We start from the raw sequence: 18,670 nt of genomic DNA, 5'->3' as shown, positions 1-18,670 counted from the left end.
TGCTTAATACAAACCACACACGCTTATAAACCGCTTTCCGAAACAAGAAAACGCGGGATTGCAGGAATGATCGCTTTCAGAGCGACCATTACCAGACCATAAAGCCTGTGTCATTACCATCTGCCCTGCCGTTGATTCAAAAAGAATACTGTCATCACTGTCCGCTTTTCGCTCATGAGGGACAACCATACTCAGACCTTCTGCAATTTGGGGGATTTAAGTATGAACAAGGCACCATGGAACAAAGGTCGTATCATCGGCCAAAAAAAACACTTCAGATATCTTATCTCTGGGGCACGGGTTACTTCATTTTTCTGCTCTCAGTAAATGAAAAAAGCGCGCCGGATCAAATCTGCTTCACGTGATTGCGTTAATCCCGTAGCCGGGATGTTTTAACCCCATTAAGATGGCGGATACACTTTCTGTATGAAGGATCCGCCAGTGATTGGCTCACAATGGAATAAATGGGATTTACACATCCACTGTCCCCTGACGTGGCTGGCAAACAACTTTACTCCGGACGATATTGAAAATTATGTTCGCACGCTGGGGGAGCATCAACTTTCCCTCATCGCCGTAACGAACTACTTTTATTTCCGACAGAATGAACTGGAAATCATCCGGGAAGAGATTGCCCGGCAGAGTCTGGAGATAACGGTACTAGCCAACGTGGAATTTCGTCTCGATCAGCAGAATCGGGATGACCAGTTCATTAACATCCATATTCTTTTTTCTGAAAAGCTATCAACCGAGCGTATCAATGAAGCCCTTTCCCGCCTTCCGATCAGGCTGACGGATGGCGGGGGAAGAATGTCTATTGCTGTGAGAAAAGCGTTGGCGACAGCGGACACGCTGTCGATACCATCACGGTTGCTCTGTCAGAGCTGACTTCTCATCTTAATTCCGCGTTGCGTCCATTCCAAGATTTTCTTATTGCCGTGTGCCCCAACGGCTACGGCGGATATCGTCCAGGGTCCACCGGACGGTCCGCAGCCGCCGCGACTGAGATTGACCGCCAAGGACAGATAATTTTCGGTGGTGCCGCCGATCGTGAATTTTATCTGCGAAGCGACCGTTATCCCGGTGCCACAATCAAACCCGTTTTTCTATGTTCGGACGCGCACAGCGTGGCACAGATTGGCGGGCGTTATACGTGGGTAAAGGCGATGCCTACCTTTGAGGGACTCCGGCAGGCTCTGCTTGAACCCGAGTCGCGGCTGAGGATAGGTGATGACTGGCTGGCTACCCGCACACCCAAGGCCCACTTCAGTAAGATCGAGGTGGAAGGGACAATATTTAATGGGCAAGAGATCCGTTTCCGGCAACTGGCAATCCCCCTGAGCCAGGACATGGTCGCCATTATCGGAGGCCGGGGAACCGGAAAAAGTCTGCTCCTAGATGCGCTTCGTTCCCGGTTTGCCGGAGCCGCCGCTAGGGGAAGTGAGCAACGTGCGGTGAACGTGCAGAATCTCTGCGTTGAACTGGACAAGGCTAACGGGGAAAAGGTGCGCTTTGATGCACATTCAGAAGGATATGAATACCTCCATGTATCGCAGGGCGAAATCAAAAAACTCTGCCAAGAGCCCGGTCTTATCAGCGATGAGATTAAAAAAATGCTGCGACTATCTCCTCATCATGAGGCTGGCAGTACGGGTATTCAACTGAACGAAAATCTCAGTGCTTGGCGTGTATGGCGTGAGTTTCTTACCTATAAAAATGAGCGTAATGAGTCAATCAATACACGAGCATTTCAGGAAGCACTGGCGAGAACGGCCCGTGAAAAAATTGATGTCCTGACCAGCACCCGTAACAGGGAGCTGATCGCGCAGTTTCGTGACAACAGCGGCCAGCAGGCCACCCTGGCACAGGCCAGAAAACACACCTCCGGGCTGCAAACAGCGATTGAGACTGCCGCCCGAGATCTGATTACAAAGATTGACGCCGTCAATACTGCCGTCGATGACGGCACAGTTATCCCGTACCCTGATCTGTCATTGCTGGCCGCCGCTGTCGGGGCAAAGCAGGCTAGCATTGACGAGCATACTGCCCGGCTTGCCGAGGATAATCACCGTATTATTGCGTCGTTTCAGGAGCAGGGGCTGGGTCAAGATATCCCGGGATTGCTGGAGAAGGTGCAGGAATATCAGCTGCAGGCGGATCGAGCTGAGGCACACCTAGGGACTATCGACACCCGGGAGACACAATATCAGCAGGTGTTACTCCAGCGAGGCGAACTGGCTACCGCGTTTATTGACACGCTGCTGGCAAGGCAGGCGGTTATCGATGCTGCCTATGCCTCGCTGGCTACCAGACAGCACCTGACCCACGATCAACAGGCGCTAATCCAGGATATTCTGACGGACATTCGTATTTATGGCCGGCCTCATTTTGATGTGGCGGCGTTTTACAACGGCATGCTGGATCATATGAACCGCGGCCGGTTCAGGGCTTCCACTGAACAGACGTCTGTTGAACGGCTGCGCGATGTGTTCCGGGTACAAACCATTGCAGATTTACATGCACTGCTATCTAATACTCCCGTAATTGCACTACCGGAATGCCGTGACAGGAAACTGTCTATTGAAGAATTTCTGTGGCGCAGTGAGTATTTTAATAGTCAGGGGCCGTATGCCCTCCTAAACTTCCTCTTCAGTCCGGAACATATCCAGCAATACCTGAGCGTCAGGGCGGAGTTTGAATACAAGGGAAAAACCGTCGAGAAACTGTCTGCCGGTCAGCGCGGAACCTTTTATGTCTGCCTCAAACTTGCTACGGATGCGTTTGGTTCACCTTTTGTCTTTGACCAGCCGGAGGATGATCTGGATAACGATTTCATCATGCACAATCTGGTGCCGTTATTTCGGAAAATCAAACAGTACCGTCAGGTTATCATAGTGACTCATAATGCTAACCTGGTGGTGAACTGTGATGCAGAACAGGTGATCATTGCCACAAACGATGAAGAGGTGATCAGTTACCGGGCCGGGGCACTGGAGTACGGCGATCATGACGCACCAAATAGCATGCGAAGGGCAATCTGCGATGTGCTTGAAGGGGGGCGCCACGCATTTGAGGCCCGGGAGCAGAAATACGGCATGCTCTGGCTCAATCCCTAGATAGGAACATTATCCCGGGTCTCTGGAGGGCATTTTACAATGGCCAGCAGAGATCCGACTTCGCATGAAGCACGCGGCGCTGTGAAACCATAGCATTGTGATATCAGCCATTATCTGCGCTAGCTGCATTTCGTTGTTACCGGCCTAAAGTCCTCTCCACTTCAGAATGTCAATTTCGTTATTGATGATAATATCTTGATATGGGCGACAAAAAAATTTGATCATCTCTATACCTATAAGTGTACAATGCTTAAAAAATGATAGGGGTGAGTATGGATATCTGGGATTTTAATAAGCTATTTATTTTTATTCTTTTTGTTGTTCCAGGGTTTATTAGTATTAAGGTTTATGAGGCGCTTCATCCATCTGTTAAAAAAGATTCATCTAAAATAATTATCGATGCTGTAGCCTATAGTTGCATTAATTACGCGCTTTGGTTTTTGCCAGTCTATTTTTCTGAGAAGAATGACTTGTTTAATTATTCCTCTTTTTTATACTACTCATTGTACCTTTTTGTTTTTTTAATATCCCCTTTACTACTGCCAGTAACGCTGCATAAATTGAGGCTGTCGCAGTTTTTTAGAAAAAGATTACCACATCCAGTGGGTAGGCCGTGGGATTTTTTCTTTAGAAATGCACCTGCCTGCTGGGTGATTATTACCCTTAAAGATGGAAAAAGAATCGGGGGACTATACTCAGGGAATGCATTCGCCTCAAGTAGTCCGGAGCCAGAGCAAATTTTTTTGAGTGAAAGTTGGCACGTTAATGAAGATGGGGGATTCGAACGACGTAAAGAGCGGACCTTAGGAATACTAGTTCTGACCACAGATATTCTTACGATAGAGTTTTACTCTATTTAATTTAAACACAGTAAAAGGTGACATAAATTGACTGATAGTAAAAAAAATAATGAGCTGCTAAACACAGATGGCTATCAACCGATGATGGAAGGCTACCAACCTAGAATTTCTGGTGAACACCTTGGCATCAATGGCTATCAACCACAAAATCACGGTAGTACTGGTTTTTTTAACTCACCGATAACTATGCAGCAGCAATCAAGCCTTCCAGAACCAGAGAAACATGGCTACCAACCTCCGTCACAGACCCGTCCGGTAGCACCTCCCCCGCAAAAACCATAATCTAAATTATAGCGTGGGCACCCACGCTATAATATTCCCTCTAGTTTTTAACCTATCCAGCACCTTTTAGAACATTAGTTCTACGCTGTGGCGTACCCGTAGCTATTAGCCAAAAAATGTACGCCCTGATCTCTGAAGGCTGCTACAGCTGCTACATGTAGCAGGTTGTAGCAGGTTGTAGCAGGTTGTAGCAGGGTACTGAGGCATATTATCTTATTTTTAGCTGGGGAAGGTGAGAGTTATACTACTGAATTGGTAGGGGGAGCAGCCCCCTACCAGAAGATCCATTAGCAAGTAAATCCTCCTAATTGTAAGCACTGGCTTGTGCCAAAGTTGCGGTAACCGCTGTGAACATCCTTTGTTCTGGTTTTCGCCAGATATGCCAGTCGAATTAGGAAATTCCAGTAGACTAGGTTACGATCCAGTGCATCAAATCTGCTAAACCTGTAAATAGCATTTGGTGGGAATTCAGCTAATGAGGAGTAATCTTCGTGAGCAAGCCCTATAGCACTGCACCAGGCTTTCTGTATTCGGGTTGCCATATTTTTAGCATTGAGTTCTTGGTAATTGCCTAGGTACCCATACACATCTGCATTAAACAACAACATCAAATGATAATGTGGGTGTACGCTTGTATCACGTTCCCTGCACCATCCATAAGATGGTAATGCCGGATCTCTCGGTCTTCTGGACCGGTTATGATCCGCTCGTAACTGGCTTTTCAATGACTCATAGAAGCGAGTGATTGCCTGCATATCATCTCGTTGGAAGCATATTGGTAGATCAGGCTCTCCCGGTACATGGGACTGGGCGGATCTCGGGTCAGTGCGAATAGCTAGTATCCGGTTATTCTGCTCCAGAGTGCCGTAGACCATGTTAAGTAGTGGGTTGAGAATATCGAAATCAATAGGCGATCTATACTTTCTGGAGGCTATTTCTACCAAGTCATCGATTTCTTCGTTGGTAAGTGAATATTGTGATTCCATAATAATCCTTAATCTTGTAAATATTAATCATTGAATAATGGGTAGCACTCATGCTACCCATGTGATGTTGGATATAATCTTTGCAGAAGGATGTTCAGGTATAGGATTAGATCATTGATGAAGGTATATTACATATACCAGTTAAAACCCATAGGTTACTCTCCTTAATAATTTAAATCGAAGCCTCAGTGTTACTAGCCTTAAGAACAAAAAAAATTAACCAGACAGAGTTCAATTGCTCTGAAGTTATTCTGGTATCGGTAGTTTATTCATCGTAAGCGATCCCGAGTCTAAAATAGGAGTATTAGTCCTCTCTGCCAGTTCTCTAGGTTCCATTTTTGAACCAATAAATTTTACATAATTAATTCCATTCCTTTCGAATAATTGCACTACATCTTCAGACTCGAGCTGTTCTAAAGTAGGCATTAGATTTTCAGAACTCCTGACTGAATATGGACCTTTCTTAATAAGGTCATTTCGTTTGTAGTCGTAAGAACCATTGCTAACGAGATTATCCTCAAGGTACCATGTTAATTTTTCAGACATCGTAGGTTTTCGGGTTGAATCAACCTTATTAATAAGGTGGTTAGTAAAGCATTGCGCTATTTCCAAAGCTTTCCCGAAAGTCTCTTTAGAAATTATTGGTGAATCAGGTGTGATAAACATTTGCATTATGGCTGCAATTCTTGAAGCTTGCTCCATGAATCGAGCACCAAAATCATCATAATGTTGCAGTTCCCCTCCTTTTTTTATTTTTTTCTGAATGTTTTCACTCTGTGAATCCCAGAGGACTTTTGCCTCCGAAGAAAAAATAACACAGATACGTTCTTCATTATTCTCTCTGCGCTTTATCCCATCCTGCATATGCTTAGTGAGAAGAGAGAAAAATTTCTCAAGTACTGCATCATCAGACCATATACCAGCATCAGGGATATAGCAGAGTTCTGGGATCTGTCCCATGTCGATAGGCAATAAACGAGCTAGCCACCCTGAACTCTTTGCCTTTTTTCCCTGTTTATCAAGAAAGTCATCAAACAAACTAGGTTGCATCATCAGCAGCATCGTTAGCCGCGCATCATCAACATCGTAGCTGTCACGTGAAGCTCTGCTATCTGCAATTCTCCCTTTCCCCCAAAGAGAGTTGAGTACTGGTGTATTACGAAAAAGATTACCGTCGAATAGCCCTCCCGCCTCATCAGACCCGAGCATCAACGACGGAGAACCCCGCGCTAATACTTTCCTAAGTCCCTCACTCGTAGAATCGTTTTTAGTAAGATATTTTCTTGTTGGAACTGCTGATTTTCTTCTTTGGCACTCCTCCAATGCTTCAAGCGCTTCAGTCACATCGGTCTTCAGGCGAATTGCTTTGCTATATTGTTTATTAAGTTCTTTTAACTCAGTTTTCCAAGATATTAGCTTCAGCTCATACTGTTTCTCCTTTAACAGAAAATCATCTTTTAGCTCTTCTTCCAGTCGGTAGATAGGCTCCATCAACAGCTTGAATACCGTTGATTTCCTGCTTCCTGAGCGTGCCAATAGCATGAGATAAAGTGATATAAAGGTTCTTCCATTTTTAAGCTGAACATCAAATTTGTCCTGGCAGGCAAATGCCATTACCCCAAGTAACACTATTAAAATAAGTTCGGCGGCGGCTCCTGTTTTATAATGTATGCAGCTTATTAACCGTTGTGCAAAAGCGGGAAGTGTCTGGAATTTGAGTCCGAGTTCTTCATTTTTCGTTGATCTATCTTTTTTAGACATACACCTTATCTAGCTCCTCTTTTAGATCAATTAACAAGACTACGAAGCAACAACCACTCATCAATTTCTGATTCAAGCCAACCAATAGATTGTTTCCCAAGTTTTCTTTTCTTAGGGAAGGTTGGATCGTAACGTGGTGATTTAGGATTCAACCAGTCGTAGATCGTAGCCCGTGATATGCCTGTTTTATGGATAACAGCAGGTAACCGGAGTATTCTAACTGCAGATGAAGTGTTCATACTTGTTTGTCCCTCATTGGTTAGGTTTGGTTTTGTGAGATTAGCCGGAATGTGAAGTGTAAAAAATGTAGCTACCAAAAAAATATTTTTTACAGTGTTTAACTTGTTGATAAAAATGGTAAAAATGATATCTCTTGCTAGGTTGCATGAAAAAAGCAGGCGTAAATTTGAAGAGCTCTCGAAGGCTATGGCAGGTTGCGAATGGAAGGAACACGCTCACGCATTGGATGAACATTATCCAACGATGCGGGAGGAGCTTGCAAGAATGAAATTAGTATATTGTGATCCTGCAAGGATTGGTACAGAAGTATCGTCTTATGCTGAGCTACCATCAGGAGAATCCAGATACCATCAGGTAAACGGAGTTCTGCTAAGTAAGGATGAGTACAAGGCAATATATAATCCTATAAAAGAATGCTGGAGAGATTTGGAAACACGGATTTCTAGGGAGACAATGAGACCATTTATCTTAGATAGTTCGATAGAAGATGTATTCATCTCACATTTGGTGTACGTCTCAATGTCGTATCAGTGGGGAGTATCCATTATACAAGATGATGAGCAAGTTGCGTTTGATGCACTGCTTATGGCTTCTGAGCTATTAGATAAATGTCTCGGAATGGTTTGGTTTAAAATCGAATATGATAAAATAAAGAAACTTTCTAAGATCAGGTGTAACGCAGGAAAAAAAAGGAGGTGTTAAGAAGGCCGATATATATAAAATTATACAGGAGGAGCTTGTGAAATTAATTTATAAAAATTCTCCTGAGGATGGTTGGAAAAACAAGAGTGCTGTGATTGAGGATGTTATAAATCCATTGTGGGCTTTTATCGAAAAAAATAATTTTCAAGGATCACATGTAAGCAGTGAAGAATCACTGCGTGAGATTATCTTAAAAAGATGGTCATTACAGATTGATGATGTGAAACATGCCTTTAATGCTAAGGACGTAAAAACTAGCAAATCTAAAATGAGTAAATAAAATCATAATCCGAATTACCGACAAAGGTGTAAGCGCCTATACTGAGCGCTTACACCGTTATTAACCGACAAGCCTTATACCTCGAATGCCATCTCCAATCATACTTCCGTGCTCAGCAGCCATAACAAAATCAGCCCACCAGTGCATCATTGGTCGTCGTTGCTCAAGATAGTCACTACGGTTATACGCACGACGAACCTCATTCTTATCCACATGAGCAAGGGCAGCCTCAATAACATCAGGTGGAAAGCCTTGCTCATTAAGGGCCGTGCTGGCAATAGATCGCAGCCCGTGGGAAACGAGCACACCACCAAAACCTGCTCGTTTCAGCGATGCGTTAACGGTTTGGCTGTTCATTGGCTGGTTAGGTTTTATGCGGCTGGGGAAGATAAATTCCCGGTTACCGCTAAGTGGCTTCATCATTTCCAGAATAGCGAGAGCTTCATCGGACAATGGAACGGTATGATCCCGGTTCATTTTCATCCTGGCTGCTGGAATTTTCCATTCGTTAGCCTCAAAGTCTATTTCATCCCAACGAGCCTCAGCGGCTTCGGCAGGGCGGGTAATAGTGAGAAGCTGCCACATAAACAGGAACCGGGTTGACAGATTAATGCTGGCGGTGCGCATGGTCTGCATGAGTTGCGGTAACTGATCGGGCCGAATGCTTGGCATGTTCTTCTTTTGAGGCTTCTCGAAGGCTTTGCCAATATTGACACTAGGAACAGCATCAATCAGGCCCGTGTTCTGCGCATAAATCATGACTTCGTTAATACGCTGACAAAGGCGACGGACGGTTTCCAGTGCTCCTCTGGCCTGAACCGGTTGGACGGCCTGAACCAGTGTGTGTGCTTTAATATCTGTAACGCTAATGTCGCCAATTGCAGGAAAGATATCTCTTTCAAGAGAGCGCCAGATATCGTCGGCATAATCCTCTGTCACGCTGGCTTTCTTCACATTCCACCATCGTTCAGCTACGAGTTGGAAAGTATTGGTTTTGGCTTCCAGCGAACTGCGCAGTTGTTCTTGCTGATGTTCCTGTGGATCGATTTGTTTCGCCAGGAGAGAGCGAGACTCTGCCCGGTAGTTTCTGGCATCGGCAAGGGTAACTGACGGGTAGGGGCCTATGCTCTTTTTCGCACGCTTCTTGGTAACAGGGCGAATGTAGCGAAACTGCCAGATTTTACTCCCGCTGGGTTTGATCAGTAGCTCAAGGCCATCGCCATCATAGAGAACGTAGTCCGCTTCCCTGGGTTTGGCGGATTCGATTTCCTTGACGGAAAGAGGTTTGGTTTGTCTTGCCATTGCCGGGTTTCCATAGTTTTAGGCACCTAAAAAACAATAAAGCTTTATGAGGTGCCTAACAAGGTGCCTAAAAGGTTCGGATTTAATTAGTTCTCTTCGGACTTCGCGGGACAAATTGAGGGCACAAAAAAGCCCGCAGGGCTTGCGCCGTGCGGGCTCTTAGGACTTCATCGGATGACTCTGGTAATCACCGATGGAGAATTTTGGTGGAGCTGGCGGGAGTTGAACCCGCGTCCGAAATTCCTAGACCGTCGGTACTACATGCTTAGTCATATCTTTACATTCGCCGGGCAACTGCGGACAGACACGCCATTACCAAACTATCCTGATTAAGTTTAATGCTTCAGCCCCAGGCAAGGCATCCACACGATCTCTTTTGGGTTTGACCTCTCTTGATCCCCGTCCTAAGAGCGGAGGCTAGGGAGAGAGGGCTCTTAGCAGGTTATTAAGCTGCTAGGGCGTAGTTTTCGTCGTTTGCGACTATTTTTTTGCGGCTTTTTACGAGGCCAACCGCCCCTCGGCATGCACCTTGGGTTTCGCAAATCCCGTCGAATCCAGAATCAGCCCCACAAGTGTTTTGAAAGTATAACAGAGTTTTGTTGTCAGTTACCAGCCCTTTACCTTGCCTGGTGACGCTTACCGGTAGTAATCAGCGGCCCGCGTGCTTCATGATGCGCGCTTTATCCAGCGCCCATTCGCGATCTTTCAAATCGGTACGTTTGTCGTGCTGTTTCTTACCCTTAGCAACGCCGATTTTTACTTTGCACCAGGCATTTTTCCAGTACATGGAAAGCGCAACTACGGTGTAGCCGTCACGGTTAATGCGGCCGTATAAGTTATCCAGCTCGCGTTGGTTCAGCAGCAGCTTACGGGTACGGGTTGGATCGCAGACAACATGGCTTGAGGCAACGTTCAGCGGGGTGAAGTTTGCGCCGAACAGAAAGGCCTCGCCGTCTTTCAGAATAACGTAGCTGTCGCTGATATTGGCCTTCCCGGCGCGCAATGTTTTTACTTCCCAGCCTTGCAGTACAAGCCCCGCTTCAAATTCATCTTCAATAAAGTATTCGTGACGGGCGCGCTTATTCTGCGCAATAGTGGCTGAGCCAGGTTTGTGTGCTTTTTTCTTTGTCATAGTGCTGCTCAGTATACGCAATCAAGAGTTCAAAAACACCCCGCGCAACTCACGGGCGGAAAGGAGATATCTTAGCATGCCTGCGGGCTAAGAGTTTTTCTTTGCCTGAGGATAGATGTTATTATTTATGAGGTGTATGACTCACAGGAATTACTATGCCTCAGATCAGTCGTACTGCCCTGGTGCCTTACAGCGCGGAGCAGATGTATAAGTTAGTGAACGATGTGGACTCCTATCCGGACTTTTTACCCGGTTGCACCGGCAGCCGGGTCATTGACGCTTCCGCCAGCCAGATGACGGCGGCGGTAGATGTCTCGAAAGCGGGGATCAGCAAAACATTCACCACACGTAATACATTAACCAGCAATCAGAGCATTTTGATGCACCTCGTCGACGGGCCGTTTAAATCTCTCCGGGGAGGCTGGACCTTTACGTCGCTGGGTGCCGATGCCTGCCGTATCCAGTTCCAGCTTGATTTTGAGTTCACCAACAAGCTGATCGAGCTGGCGTTCGGCCGCATCTTTAAAGAGCTTGCCAGCAGTATGGTGCAGGCTTTTACCGTACGGGCCAAAGAGGTTTACAGTGTCGCCTGAGATCAAGGTCGAGGTGGTTTATGCTCTGCCTGAAAAGCAATACCTGCAGCAGGTAAAACTGGCGCAGGGCAGCACGGTAGCGCAGGCGATAGAAGCTTCGGGCCTGCTGGAACTGCGTAGCGATATCGATTTGAGCAAAAATAAAGTCGGTATTTTCAGCCGTCCGGTAAAACTCACCGATGAGGTGAACGAAGGCGACAGGGTGGAGATCTATCGCCCGCTGATTGCCGATCCCAAAGAGTTACGGCGTCAACGCGCGGCGAAAGCACAAAAATAAAAAGGCGCATTAAGCGCCTTTTTTCATCTGCATCTCACCTTAGCGATTTTTTTCCAGCTTTGGCTTGTTGTCGATGTTGGTTAATACGCCGCTGCTGTTGAAGGTCAGCGTCAGCGTTTGCTGCGTTACGCCTTCATGACCAGGCTGCTGGCGGAATACGTAGAACCAGGTATTGGTGCCGAACGGGTCGGACATCATCGGCGTACCCAGGGCATAAGCAACCTGCTGTTGAGTCATACCGGTACGGATCTTCGACACATCATTTTGTGTCAGGTAGTTCCCCTGGTTGATATCGGGGCGGTAAACCACTCGCTCCAGAGTGGAACAGCCTGCGGTCAACATCAGAAGAACCGCTGCGGCAGCAGTCAGCGTTTTACAGCGCATAATGTTTTGATTCCTTTTCGGGGCCGAGCAGCACGTGGCTCATTCGTAATATGCCGATGATAATAAACCTTTTCGCAGTTTAAAACCTTAAGGCGCTCAACTCAGACCCTGGGAGACCAAAAAAGTTGGCTCAAAAGCTGTTCAATTGCCAACGCGCTGGCCGAATGCTGTTTTTTTGTACGGCCTATGGCAGATTGCCCTGCCGTAATTCTGTGCCCCGTTAAGCCGCCAGCAGCTCTTTAGCGTTAGCCAGCGTATTGCGGGTTACCTCGCTGCCGCCAAGCAGGCGGGCCAGCTCTTGCAGACGCGAGCGCTTGTCCAGCGGCTGCATATGGGTTTCCGTCATTTCACCGTCGGTTTCTTTACTGACAAAGAAGTGATGATGCCCGCAGCCTGCAACCTGCGGCAGGTGTGTTACGCACATCACCTGCGTTGATTCGCCCAACTGACGCAGCAGTTTACCCACTACGGCAGCCGTTGGCCCGCTGATCCCGACATCCACTTCATCGAAAATTAACGCCGGCGTTTCCATCTTACGGGCGGTGATTACCTGGATGGCCAGCGCGATACGCGACAGCTCGCCGCCGGAGGCGACTTTTGCCAGCGGTTGCAGGGGCTGCCCCGGGTTAGTGCTGACCCGGAAGTCGATACGATCGGCGCCTTCGGCAGTGAGATGGTTTTCGTTGAATTCAACCTCAATAGCCAGCTTGCCGTGCGGCATAGAAAGCGAGTGCATGCTTTCTGTAATAAGCTGGCACAGCTCGGTTGCGTAATGGGTGCGGCGCAGATGCAGATCGCGCGCCACGCACAGCGCCTGCTGATGGTGATGCGCCACTGCCTGCATCAGCTCATCCTGTGAAGTGGCCTGCTCGTCGAGCTGTTGCTGTTCATCAAGCAATTTCTTGTGGAACAGGGGCAGCTCTTCGGGGGAGATATGGTGCTTACGCGCCAGGTTTATCTGCCGTGAGATGCGTTGTTCCAGTTCGTACAGGCGATTCGGGTCGAGATCCAGACGGTCGCTGTAGTGGCGCAGCTCGTCGCTGGCTTCGGAAATTTGGATGGCGGCTTCTTCAAGCATATCCAGCACGCCGGAGAGCTTGTTGTCCATACCGATAAGTTCGGCCATTAGCTGGCGTGCGGTGTGCAGCTGATTTTGCAAATTGCACTCTTCGCCGTCGGCGAGGAGAGTCAGCGCCTGCTGGCTGGTGGAAAGCAGTTGTCCGCTGTTGGCCAGGCGTTTGTATTCTTCGTCGATGTGTTCGAACTCACCGGCAACAGGTGCAAATTCGTTAAGCTCTTTAAGCTGGTAGTGCAGCAGTTCCGCGCGCGCGGCCCTTTCCTGGGAAAGCTGCTGATGCTGGGCAAGGGAGCGGCAGCTCTGGTGCCAGGCGCGATAGCGCTCTGCCATTTGCGCAACGAGCGCGTGCTCGCCAGCGTAGCCGTCTAACAGCTTTTTTTGATGTTCAGGTTTTAGCAGCAGCTGGTGCGCATGCTGGCCGTGGATTTGAATGAGCAACTGACCGAGATCGCGCAGCTGGGAAAGAGGGACGGCGGTGCCGTTGATAAAGCCACGCGAGCGGCCGTCGCCGCTGATAACGCGGCGCAACAGGCATTCCCGGCCATCTTCCAGCTGGTTTTCTTCCAGCCAGCGCAGGGCGGCGGGAGTATCTTTTAAAGAAAAGCGCGCGCATAAATCAGCGCGGCTGGCGCCCTGACGGACCATGTCTGCTTCCGCCCGGCCGCCCAGGCACAACCCTAAGGCATCAATCGCAATGGATTTACCGGCGCCGGTTTCGCCGGTGATGGCCGTCATGCCGTGATGAAAGTCAATTTCCAGTTCACGAACGATTGCGAAGTTACTGATGGTAAGTTGTGCCAGCATAGCCACCTTCCTGTATATAACAACATAGCTGTAGTTACGTACAGTATATCCTGGCTGTTTATACAGTAAAGCGGCTTATGCGTCTTTTAGAATAATTTTTTTGACCAGCCGAGTTTCGAACTCAATGTGTTGAAATAGCTGTAATCTTTTGGGTGTATCAGGTTGAGGTGATAGTCACAGCGGCGAATCAGCACGTCTTCTCCCTCCTGTATCGGCAGGGCAATCTGGCTGTCGCAGCTGACTTCCAGATCGCTGCGCATGTGCGAAAAGCGCAGGCGGATGGTGCTGCTACTATTAATAACTAAAGGGCGCGCTGAGAGCGTGTGCGGGAACATCGGCACCAGCGTAATGGCGTCCAGAGAAGGCGTTAAAATTGGGCCGCCGGCGGAAAGCGAATAGGCCGTTGAACCGGTAGGCGTTGAGATGATCAGGCCGTCAGAGCGCTGCGAGAAGGCGAAGACTTCATCGATGTAGACTTCGAATTCAATCATATGTGCGACTTTGCCGGGGTGCAGCACCACTTCATTGATGGCGGTGCTTAAGCGGGTGGGCGTGTCGTGCTGGCATACCTGGGCTTCCAGCAGGAAGCGTTTTTCGGCGATATAATGGCCTTCCAGCACGTCTGCCAGCTGTTGCTGTGCGTTATCGGGGTCAAGATCGGTGAGGAAGCCGAGATTGCCACGGTTGATGCCGATCACTTTGATGTCATAACGTGCAAGCACGCGCGCAGCGCCAAGCATATTGCCATCGCCACCGACTACCACGGCCAGGTCGGCGAGCTGGCCGATCTCCGCCAGCGTGCCGGTTTTGACATTTTTAAGGCGCAGCTCCTGGGCAATCTGCTGTTCCACGATGACGTCGTAGCCTTTTTCGCTTAGCCAGCGGTAGAGCATTTCATGCGTGGTCAATGCCGTAGGGTGGCGTGGATGCCCGACAATGCCAATGCAACCGAAATGGGTGTTCGCTATTCTGGTAGTCATCGTGGTGGTCCTTATACGCAGACGTTTATGACAATATGTCACGTTCCCTTGAATCCCGGAAACTGATCCCCATAATAAGCGAACCAGCGAGATGAATGCTAAAAACGCGGAGAATTTCATGAGCAGTAAAGAACAGAAAACACCAGACGAGCAAGTCCCGGACGACATTGCAATGGAAAGCCACGACGAAGTAGAGGCCGTAGAAGGCGTCGAGGTGGATCCGCGCGACGAACAAATTGCCGATCTGACGGCACAGCTTGAAGAAGTCCAGCAGCGTGAGCGTGACAGCCTGCTGCGTACCAAAGCTGAGATGGAAAACCTGCGTCGTCGCACCGAACTGGATATCGAAAAAGCGCACAAATTTGCGCTGGATAAATTTGTAAACGAGCTGCTGCCGGTGATCGATAGCCTGGATCGCGCTCTGGAAGTGGCTGACAAATCCAATCCGGATCTGGCGGCCATGATCGAGGGAATTGAGCTGACGCAGAAATCGATGCTGGACGTGGTGCGCAAGTTTGGCGTGGAAGTGGTGGGCGATATCAACGTGCCGTTCAACCCGGATGTTCACCAGGCTATCGCAATGGTTGAATCTGAAGACGTTGCGCCAAATCACGTGCTGATGGTGATGCAGAAGGGTTATACCCTTAACGGACGCACCATTCGCGCGGCTATGGTTTCCGTGGCTAAAGCGAAAGTGTAAGTATTAAATCAGGCCAGTTATATGACTGGCCTGACTTCCCGGTTTCATTTCTTTCAGCCCGTCCTCCATCATAGATAAGCCGCTGTAAAATCGAACTCTGGCAAGGGTAAGCATGGCCTGCCTGGAGGTTGTCCTGTATAGTGAACGCACCATTTATCATCAGGTATGACAAATAGCATGCAGTTCAACGCAATCTCCAGTGTAACCCGTGGGCTGGATCTGCAAATCGCCAGCGAAATCGCCCGCCAGATCCTGTCAGGTAAAATTTTGCCCGGTACGATTTTGCCGAGTGAAGTTGATCTGTGTGAGCAGTTTGGCGTTAGCCGCACCGCGCTGCGCGAGGCTTTAAAGCTACTCTCCTCAAAGGGATTGCTGGAATCGCGGCCTAAAATCGGTACCCGCGTGCGCCCACGCACTTTCTGGAATATTCTTGACGTACAGCTGCTGGAATGGCTGAGCGGTATTGAAGCAACCGAAGAGATGTACCATCAGTTCCTTGATTTCCGGCGTGTCATTGAGCCTCATGCCACTATGCTGGCTGCCACTAACGCGACGAAAGAACAGCGGATTGAGCTGTCAAAAATTTACCGTGAGATGTGTCGGGTTGCTGAAGATTTTGAACCGGAAGCCTGGGTGAACATTGATACACAGTTTCACCGTATGATCTTTCTGTCATCGGGGAATTGTTTCTACATGCCGTTTGGCAATGTGCTGACCACGGTATTTAAATGGTTTATCAGCTATTCCTCTGCTGCCGGAGGAATGTGCCTGAACGATCATCATCTGATTTATCAGGCCATTATGATTGGGGATGCCCAGGCAGCTTATGAAGCGTCGCTGGGCCTGATGAAAAGCAGTAAACACCGTCTTTAACAGAGCTATTCGTTTACCCAACGGACATCAAACGAGCCCATTTCATCTTCCAGCTCCGCATTGTATTGCGTGAGGAGCAAACGGCGTCGCTCTGCCAGCTCCACTGAAATTTCTATCTTCTCGCGGCTGCTGTGCAGCACTGTCACGCGCTTAACCTTTCCGCGCGCGTCTACAGAGGTTTCACTGGCCTCATCAAAATAGCCATGGGTTTCAAATACCGTTGCGAAAAGCATGCAGCGCCCGCGGCTTCGCAACAGCCAGGCGGGCTCCTGTCGCAAATTGAAATTCGGATCGCTCGCGCCGGTTCTGGCGATAATAGTTTCTCCACCTGATGGCATGGCGCTCACCGCGCTGTAAAACGTATTTTCATCAAGCCAGGTAATACGTACGGACTCTTCCGCCGCTACAGAAATTCTGCCGCAGTCCCACAGATGTTGATAACCATTCGCTTCGCCAAGTGGCCTCCACTGTTCGTGGCTGACCAGCTTTCCGGTAGTTTCAATAAGCTGGCCTCTGGGATGGAGACAATAATCATACTGATGCGGATCGTGACTAAATATCTGGAATAAGTCGATAACTAGCGGTTTCGCCATCCCCTCAACCGGCAACATAAAAATGCTTCGTTGCATGTCAATGCCAGGATAATAATCACGAATAAGAGCGCTTGCGGCCTGACCTGCATCGGCATCGATGATGATGAAGTGTGTTTTCCCCCAGCGGGTTTCAGCCTGCGCGCTTTGCCCCTGGTTCTGACTTTGTTCATCGACTACTACGGTATTGTGGGCAACCGTCTGCTTACAATAACTATTGTTTTCGGGGATGTAACGTCCGCCAAATTTGGACTCCACGTTGACCCAGCGCCCAAAGCCATAATCGCGTAAAAATTCCCGCCCACGATTAAACAGGCTCAGATGCAGACCATCGAAATGTCCATGGTTCAGGGCCGAGTGCAGTTGCGGAATGCTTCCGTGCTGTCCGTACCACAGCAAAGCCACGTTCTCATCCGCTTCGCTATCCTCAGTTCGCAGGATGGACAGGGCGCCTCGATCGCCATCAGCTCCGTCGCGTAACAACACACTTTGCGGTTTCCAGGCATCCTGAACCGTCGATTGTTCATCGATCAGTTGAAGCGCCCCTGAGCCGATCCAGATACTATTCTGACGCTGTGCCAGCGATTTCAGTTGGGCATTTTTACCATAGCGCTGCCAGCAAACGCTGACGGCCATCACGACCCCTTCATCCTGAATATTCATACTTTTTGAGGCATCGTTAAGCGCGGGGAAGCTTCCATCCGGGAGCACCTGTGCAAACAGGGCGTAGCAGGCGCGGCGAATCAACTGATGTCGGTACTGATAAATGCGTAGCTCAGGCTGGCGGCGTTCTATTGCCTCAGCCAGTAAAAGCAGGGGACGTAAGGCAAAGCGATGGTAATAAGAGCCTTCGATGTAGTAACCATCAAGCGAGAACAACCCATCGAGTTGCGCAAAGAAACCACCGCTGCTGTCCATTTTCAGGCCATACAGTGCCTTATCCACTAGCTCCTGGTCATTAAGCACATAGCCACATATGGCAACCGCCGCCACTGACCAGAGACCGTGGTTATGGACGATGTCAAACGTGCTGGCGTGAAGCGTCGTTGCTTCATTAGCCATTAAACGAAGCAGGTTTGTTTCGATAAATTCTTGCTGTGCCTGGCCAAGCGTGGGGCGAACGCAGTGATAAGCCTCGCTGACGTACAGCAACCACATATGTTCGTTTAACGTCTGGTGAAACAGCCTTCCCGGAGGGTTGGAGTCTTTACTAATAGCGTGCCCCAGGGTCGGATAGCGTTCTGCATAACGCAGCAGCAGGGCGCTCACAAACTCGCAATAGCGGACTTCACCGGTAATTAACCATAAACGGCCTGCCAGATTCATGTAGCGATAGTTGAGCTTGTGACGGGTATGTTCTTCTCCGCCCCCCTCGCCGTGGCCAGGAACACTGATTGGTGTTGTCAGATAGCGTTCCAGCTCTTCGATTTGCTTGCGTAACGTATGACCAGTAAGTGAGTCATCCTTCAGCTGCCTGCGCAATTGCTGGCAATCAGCCTCACTAAGGAACAACGGGGCGTATTGAGTCATGAAATAACTCCCAGGGAAAGTCATGGCCGCATTCATCTCAGGTTTAGCTCTGAAAAATGCCGAGCCTATTAGTATGACTAATGGTGGTATTTAAGTAACGATGGCATAACAAATGCGCATAATCCAGACGGAAAAACGACGGATTGTGCATTAAGTGAGCCTGGTCTCATAACTATCATCCTGGGGTTTACTAGTCATAC

General features: G+C 48.7%; 17 protein-coding genes, 1 other RNA gene and 1 pseudogene. 9 read left to right on the top strand and 10 right to left on the bottom strand.

What is annotated here, in order from left to right; genetic code table 11:
- Positions 1–441: 441 nt before the first annotated feature.
- The 3 genes and pseudogenes from WLO31_RS15640 (at position 442) to WLO31_RS15630 (ending at position 4,258) form a co-directional block, all read left to right on the top strand.
- Positions 442–3,116: pseudogene (locus WLO31_RS15640) on the top strand (TrlF family AAA-like ATPase).
- Between the two features lie 272 nt (positions 3,117–3,388).
- Positions 3,389–3,976 (top strand): DUF6338 family protein, encoded by a 588-nt coding sequence (locus WLO31_RS15635; protein ID WP_435927539.1) that lies wholly within the window; start codon positions 3,389–3,391, stop codon positions 3,974–3,976.
- 27 nt (positions 3,977–4,003) lie between these two features.
- Positions 4,004–4,258, top strand: a complete 255-nt coding sequence (locus WLO31_RS15630; RefSeq protein ID WP_435927538.1) for a hypothetical protein — start codon at positions 4,004–4,006, stop codon at positions 4,256–4,258.
- A 287-nt stretch (positions 4,259–4,545) separates the two neighbouring features.
- Here the strand turns inward: WLO31_RS15630 and WLO31_RS15625 are convergent, their stop codons facing one another.
- The 3 genes from WLO31_RS15625 to WLO31_RS15615 form a co-directional block, all read right to left on the bottom strand.
- Positions 4,546–5,244 (bottom strand): inovirus Gp2 family protein, encoded by a 699-nt coding sequence (locus WLO31_RS15625; RefSeq protein WP_435927536.1) that lies wholly within the window; start codon positions 5,242–5,244, stop codon positions 4,546–4,548.
- A gap of 246 nt (positions 5,245–5,490) precedes the next feature.
- On the bottom strand, positions 5,491–7,005 hold the full coding sequence (locus tag WLO31_RS15620; protein ID WP_435927534.1) for a YfjI family protein: 1,515 nt from the start codon (positions 7,003–7,005) through the stop codon (positions 5,491–5,493).
- Positions 7,006–7,031: 26 nt separating this feature from the next.
- Positions 7,032–7,244: an AlpA family phage regulatory protein gene (locus tag WLO31_RS15615; protein WP_435927533.1), complete on the bottom strand. Its 213-nt coding sequence runs from the start codon at positions 7,242–7,244 to the stop codon at positions 7,032–7,034.
- A 115-nt stretch (positions 7,245–7,359) separates the two neighbouring features.
- Here WLO31_RS15615 and WLO31_RS15610 point away from each other — a divergent pair, with 115 nt between their 5' ends.
- A complete protein-coding gene (locus tag WLO31_RS15610) occupies positions 7,360–7,947 on the top strand; it encodes a hypothetical protein (protein WP_435927532.1) in 588 nt (195 codons plus the stop codon).
- Positions 7,948–7,984: 37 nt separating this feature from the next.
- A complete protein-coding gene (locus WLO31_RS15605; protein WP_435927531.1) occupies positions 7,985–8,227 on the top strand; it encodes a hypothetical protein in 243 nt (80 codons plus the stop codon).
- A 60-nt stretch (positions 8,228–8,287) separates the two neighbouring features.
- Here WLO31_RS15605 and WLO31_RS15600 read toward each other — a convergent pair whose 3' ends face one another.
- The 3 genes from WLO31_RS15600 to smpB all read right to left on the bottom strand — a co-directional run bounded on the left by WLO31_RS15600 (position 8,288) and on the right by smpB (position 10,661).
- Entirely contained in the window at positions 8,288–9,529 is a 1,242-nt protein-coding gene (locus WLO31_RS15600; protein ID WP_435927530.1) for an integrase, read from the bottom strand.
- A gap of 204 nt (positions 9,530–9,733) precedes the next feature.
- Positions 9,734–10,097: a transfer-messenger RNA gene (gene ssrA, locus WLO31_RS15595) on the bottom strand.
- Between the two features lie 81 nt (positions 10,098–10,178).
- Positions 10,179–10,661 carry an SsrA-binding protein SmpB gene (gene smpB, locus WLO31_RS15590; RefSeq protein ID WP_121264295.1) on the bottom strand — a complete coding sequence of 161 codons (483 nt, stop codon included), beginning with the start codon at positions 10,659–10,661 and terminating at the stop codon, positions 10,179–10,181.
- Positions 10,662–10,816: 155 nt separating this feature from the next.
- On the opposite strand from smpB, the gene WLO31_RS15585 reads away from it, so the two are divergent.
- Both WLO31_RS15585 and WLO31_RS15580 read left to right on the top strand, forming a co-directional pair.
- Positions 10,817–11,254, top strand: a complete 438-nt coding sequence (locus tag WLO31_RS15585; RefSeq protein WP_435927528.1) for a type II toxin-antitoxin system RatA family toxin — start codon at positions 10,817–10,819, stop codon at positions 11,252–11,254.
- Positions 11,244–11,531 carry an RnfH family protein gene (locus WLO31_RS15580; protein WP_435927527.1) on the top strand — a complete coding sequence of 96 codons (288 nt, stop codon included), beginning with the start codon at positions 11,244–11,246 and terminating at the stop codon, positions 11,529–11,531. Before WLO31_RS15585 ends, WLO31_RS15580 begins: the two co-directional genes overlap by 11 nt.
- 39 nt (positions 11,532–11,570) lie before the next feature.
- Here WLO31_RS15580 and bamE read toward each other — a convergent pair whose 3' ends face one another.
- The 3 genes from bamE to nadK all read right to left on the bottom strand — a co-directional run bounded on the left by bamE (position 11,571) and on the right by nadK (position 14,777).
- Complete coding sequence (gene bamE, locus WLO31_RS15575; protein WP_435927526.1) at positions 11,571–11,915, bottom strand: outer membrane protein assembly factor BamE; 345 nt, start codon at positions 11,913–11,915, stop codon at positions 11,571–11,573.
- 220 nt (positions 11,916–12,135) lie between these two features.
- On the bottom strand, positions 12,136–13,797 hold the full coding sequence (gene recN / locus WLO31_RS15570) for a DNA repair protein RecN (RefSeq protein WP_435927524.1): 1,662 nt from the start codon (positions 13,795–13,797) through the stop codon (positions 12,136–12,138).
- A gap of 86 nt (positions 13,798–13,883) precedes the next feature.
- The gene (gene nadK / locus WLO31_RS15565) at positions 13,884–14,777 is read right to left on the bottom strand and encodes an NAD(+) kinase (RefSeq protein ID WP_435927523.1); all 894 of its coding nucleotides are present in this window, start codon (positions 14,775–14,777) and stop codon (positions 13,884–13,886) included.
- A gap of 118 nt (positions 14,778–14,895) precedes the next feature.
- Here nadK and grpE point away from each other — a divergent pair, with 118 nt between their 5' ends.
- The gene (gene grpE / locus WLO31_RS15560) at positions 14,896–15,477 is read left to right on the top strand and encodes a nucleotide exchange factor GrpE (protein ID WP_435927522.1); all 582 of its coding nucleotides are present in this window, start codon (positions 14,896–14,898) and stop codon (positions 15,475–15,477) included.
- Between the two features lie 177 nt (positions 15,478–15,654).
- On the top strand, positions 15,655–16,350 hold the full coding sequence (locus WLO31_RS15555; protein WP_435927520.1) for a FadR/GntR family transcriptional regulator: 696 nt from the start codon (positions 15,655–15,657) through the stop codon (positions 16,348–16,350).
- A 5-nt stretch (positions 16,351–16,355) separates the two neighbouring features.
- Here WLO31_RS15555 and WLO31_RS15550 read toward each other — a convergent pair whose 3' ends face one another.
- Positions 16,356–18,470 (bottom strand): heparinase II/III domain-containing protein, encoded by a 2,115-nt coding sequence (locus tag WLO31_RS15550; protein WP_435927519.1) that lies wholly within the window; start codon positions 18,468–18,470, stop codon positions 16,356–16,358.
- Positions 18,471–18,670: the final 200 nt, after the last annotated feature.

The organism is Dryocola sharpae, from assembly GCF_051307055.1.
In the GTDB taxonomy this organism is placed as follows: domain Bacteria; phylum Pseudomonadota; class Gammaproteobacteria; order Enterobacterales; family Enterobacteriaceae; genus Dryocola.
This window is presented reverse-complemented; position numbering and strand designations above follow the sequence as displayed.

What these genes read in the sequence shown, in the direction of transcription:
- WLO31_RS15625 (WP_435927536.1), bottom strand. Translation starts at nt 5,244, where the DNA reads ATGGAATCACAATATTCACTTACCAACGAAGAAATCGATGACTTGGTA.
- WLO31_RS15555 (WP_435927520.1), top strand. Translation starts at nt 15,655, where the DNA reads ATGCAGTTCAACGCAATCTCCAGTGTAACCCGTGGGCTGGATCTGCAA.
- grpE (WP_435927522.1), top strand. Translation starts at nt 14,896, where the DNA reads ATGAGCAGTAAAGAACAGAAAACACCAGACGAGCAAGTCCCGGACGAC.
- WLO31_RS15635 (WP_435927539.1), top strand. Translation starts at nt 3,389, where the DNA reads ATGGATATCTGGGATTTTAATAAGCTATTTATTTTTATTCTTTTTGTT.
- recN (WP_435927524.1), bottom strand. Translation starts at nt 13,797, where the DNA reads ATGCTGGCACAACTTACCATCAGTAACTTCGCAATCGTTCGTGAACTG.
- WLO31_RS15620 (WP_435927534.1), bottom strand. Translation starts at nt 7,005, where the DNA reads ATGTCTAAAAAAGATAGATCAACGAAAAATGAAGAACTCGGACTCAAA.
- WLO31_RS15585 (WP_435927528.1), top strand. Translation starts at nt 10,817, where the DNA reads ATGCCTCAGATCAGTCGTACTGCCCTGGTGCCTTACAGCGCGGAGCAG.
- WLO31_RS15550 (WP_435927519.1), bottom strand. Translation starts at nt 18,470, where the DNA reads ATGACTCAATACGCCCCGTTGTTCCTTAGTGAGGCTGATTGCCAGCAA.
- bamE (WP_435927526.1), bottom strand. Translation starts at nt 11,915, where the DNA reads ATGCGCTGTAAAACGCTGACTGCTGCCGCAGCGGTTCTTCTGATGTTG.
- smpB (WP_121264295.1), bottom strand. Translation starts at nt 10,661, where the DNA reads ATGACAAAGAAAAAAGCACACAAACCTGGCTCAGCCACTATTGCGCAG.
- nadK (WP_435927523.1), bottom strand. Translation starts at nt 14,777, where the DNA reads ATGACTACCAGAATAGCGAACACCCATTTCGGTTGCATTGGCATTGTC.
- WLO31_RS15615 (WP_435927533.1), bottom strand. Translation starts at nt 7,244, where the DNA reads ATGAACACTTCATCTGCAGTTAGAATACTCCGGTTACCTGCTGTTATC.
- WLO31_RS15610 (WP_435927532.1), top strand. Translation starts at nt 7,360, where the DNA reads ATGGTAAAAATGATATCTCTTGCTAGGTTGCATGAAAAAAGCAGGCGT.
- WLO31_RS15600 (WP_435927530.1), bottom strand. Translation starts at nt 9,529, where the DNA reads ATGGCAAGACAAACCAAACCTCTTTCCGTCAAGGAAATCGAATCCGCC.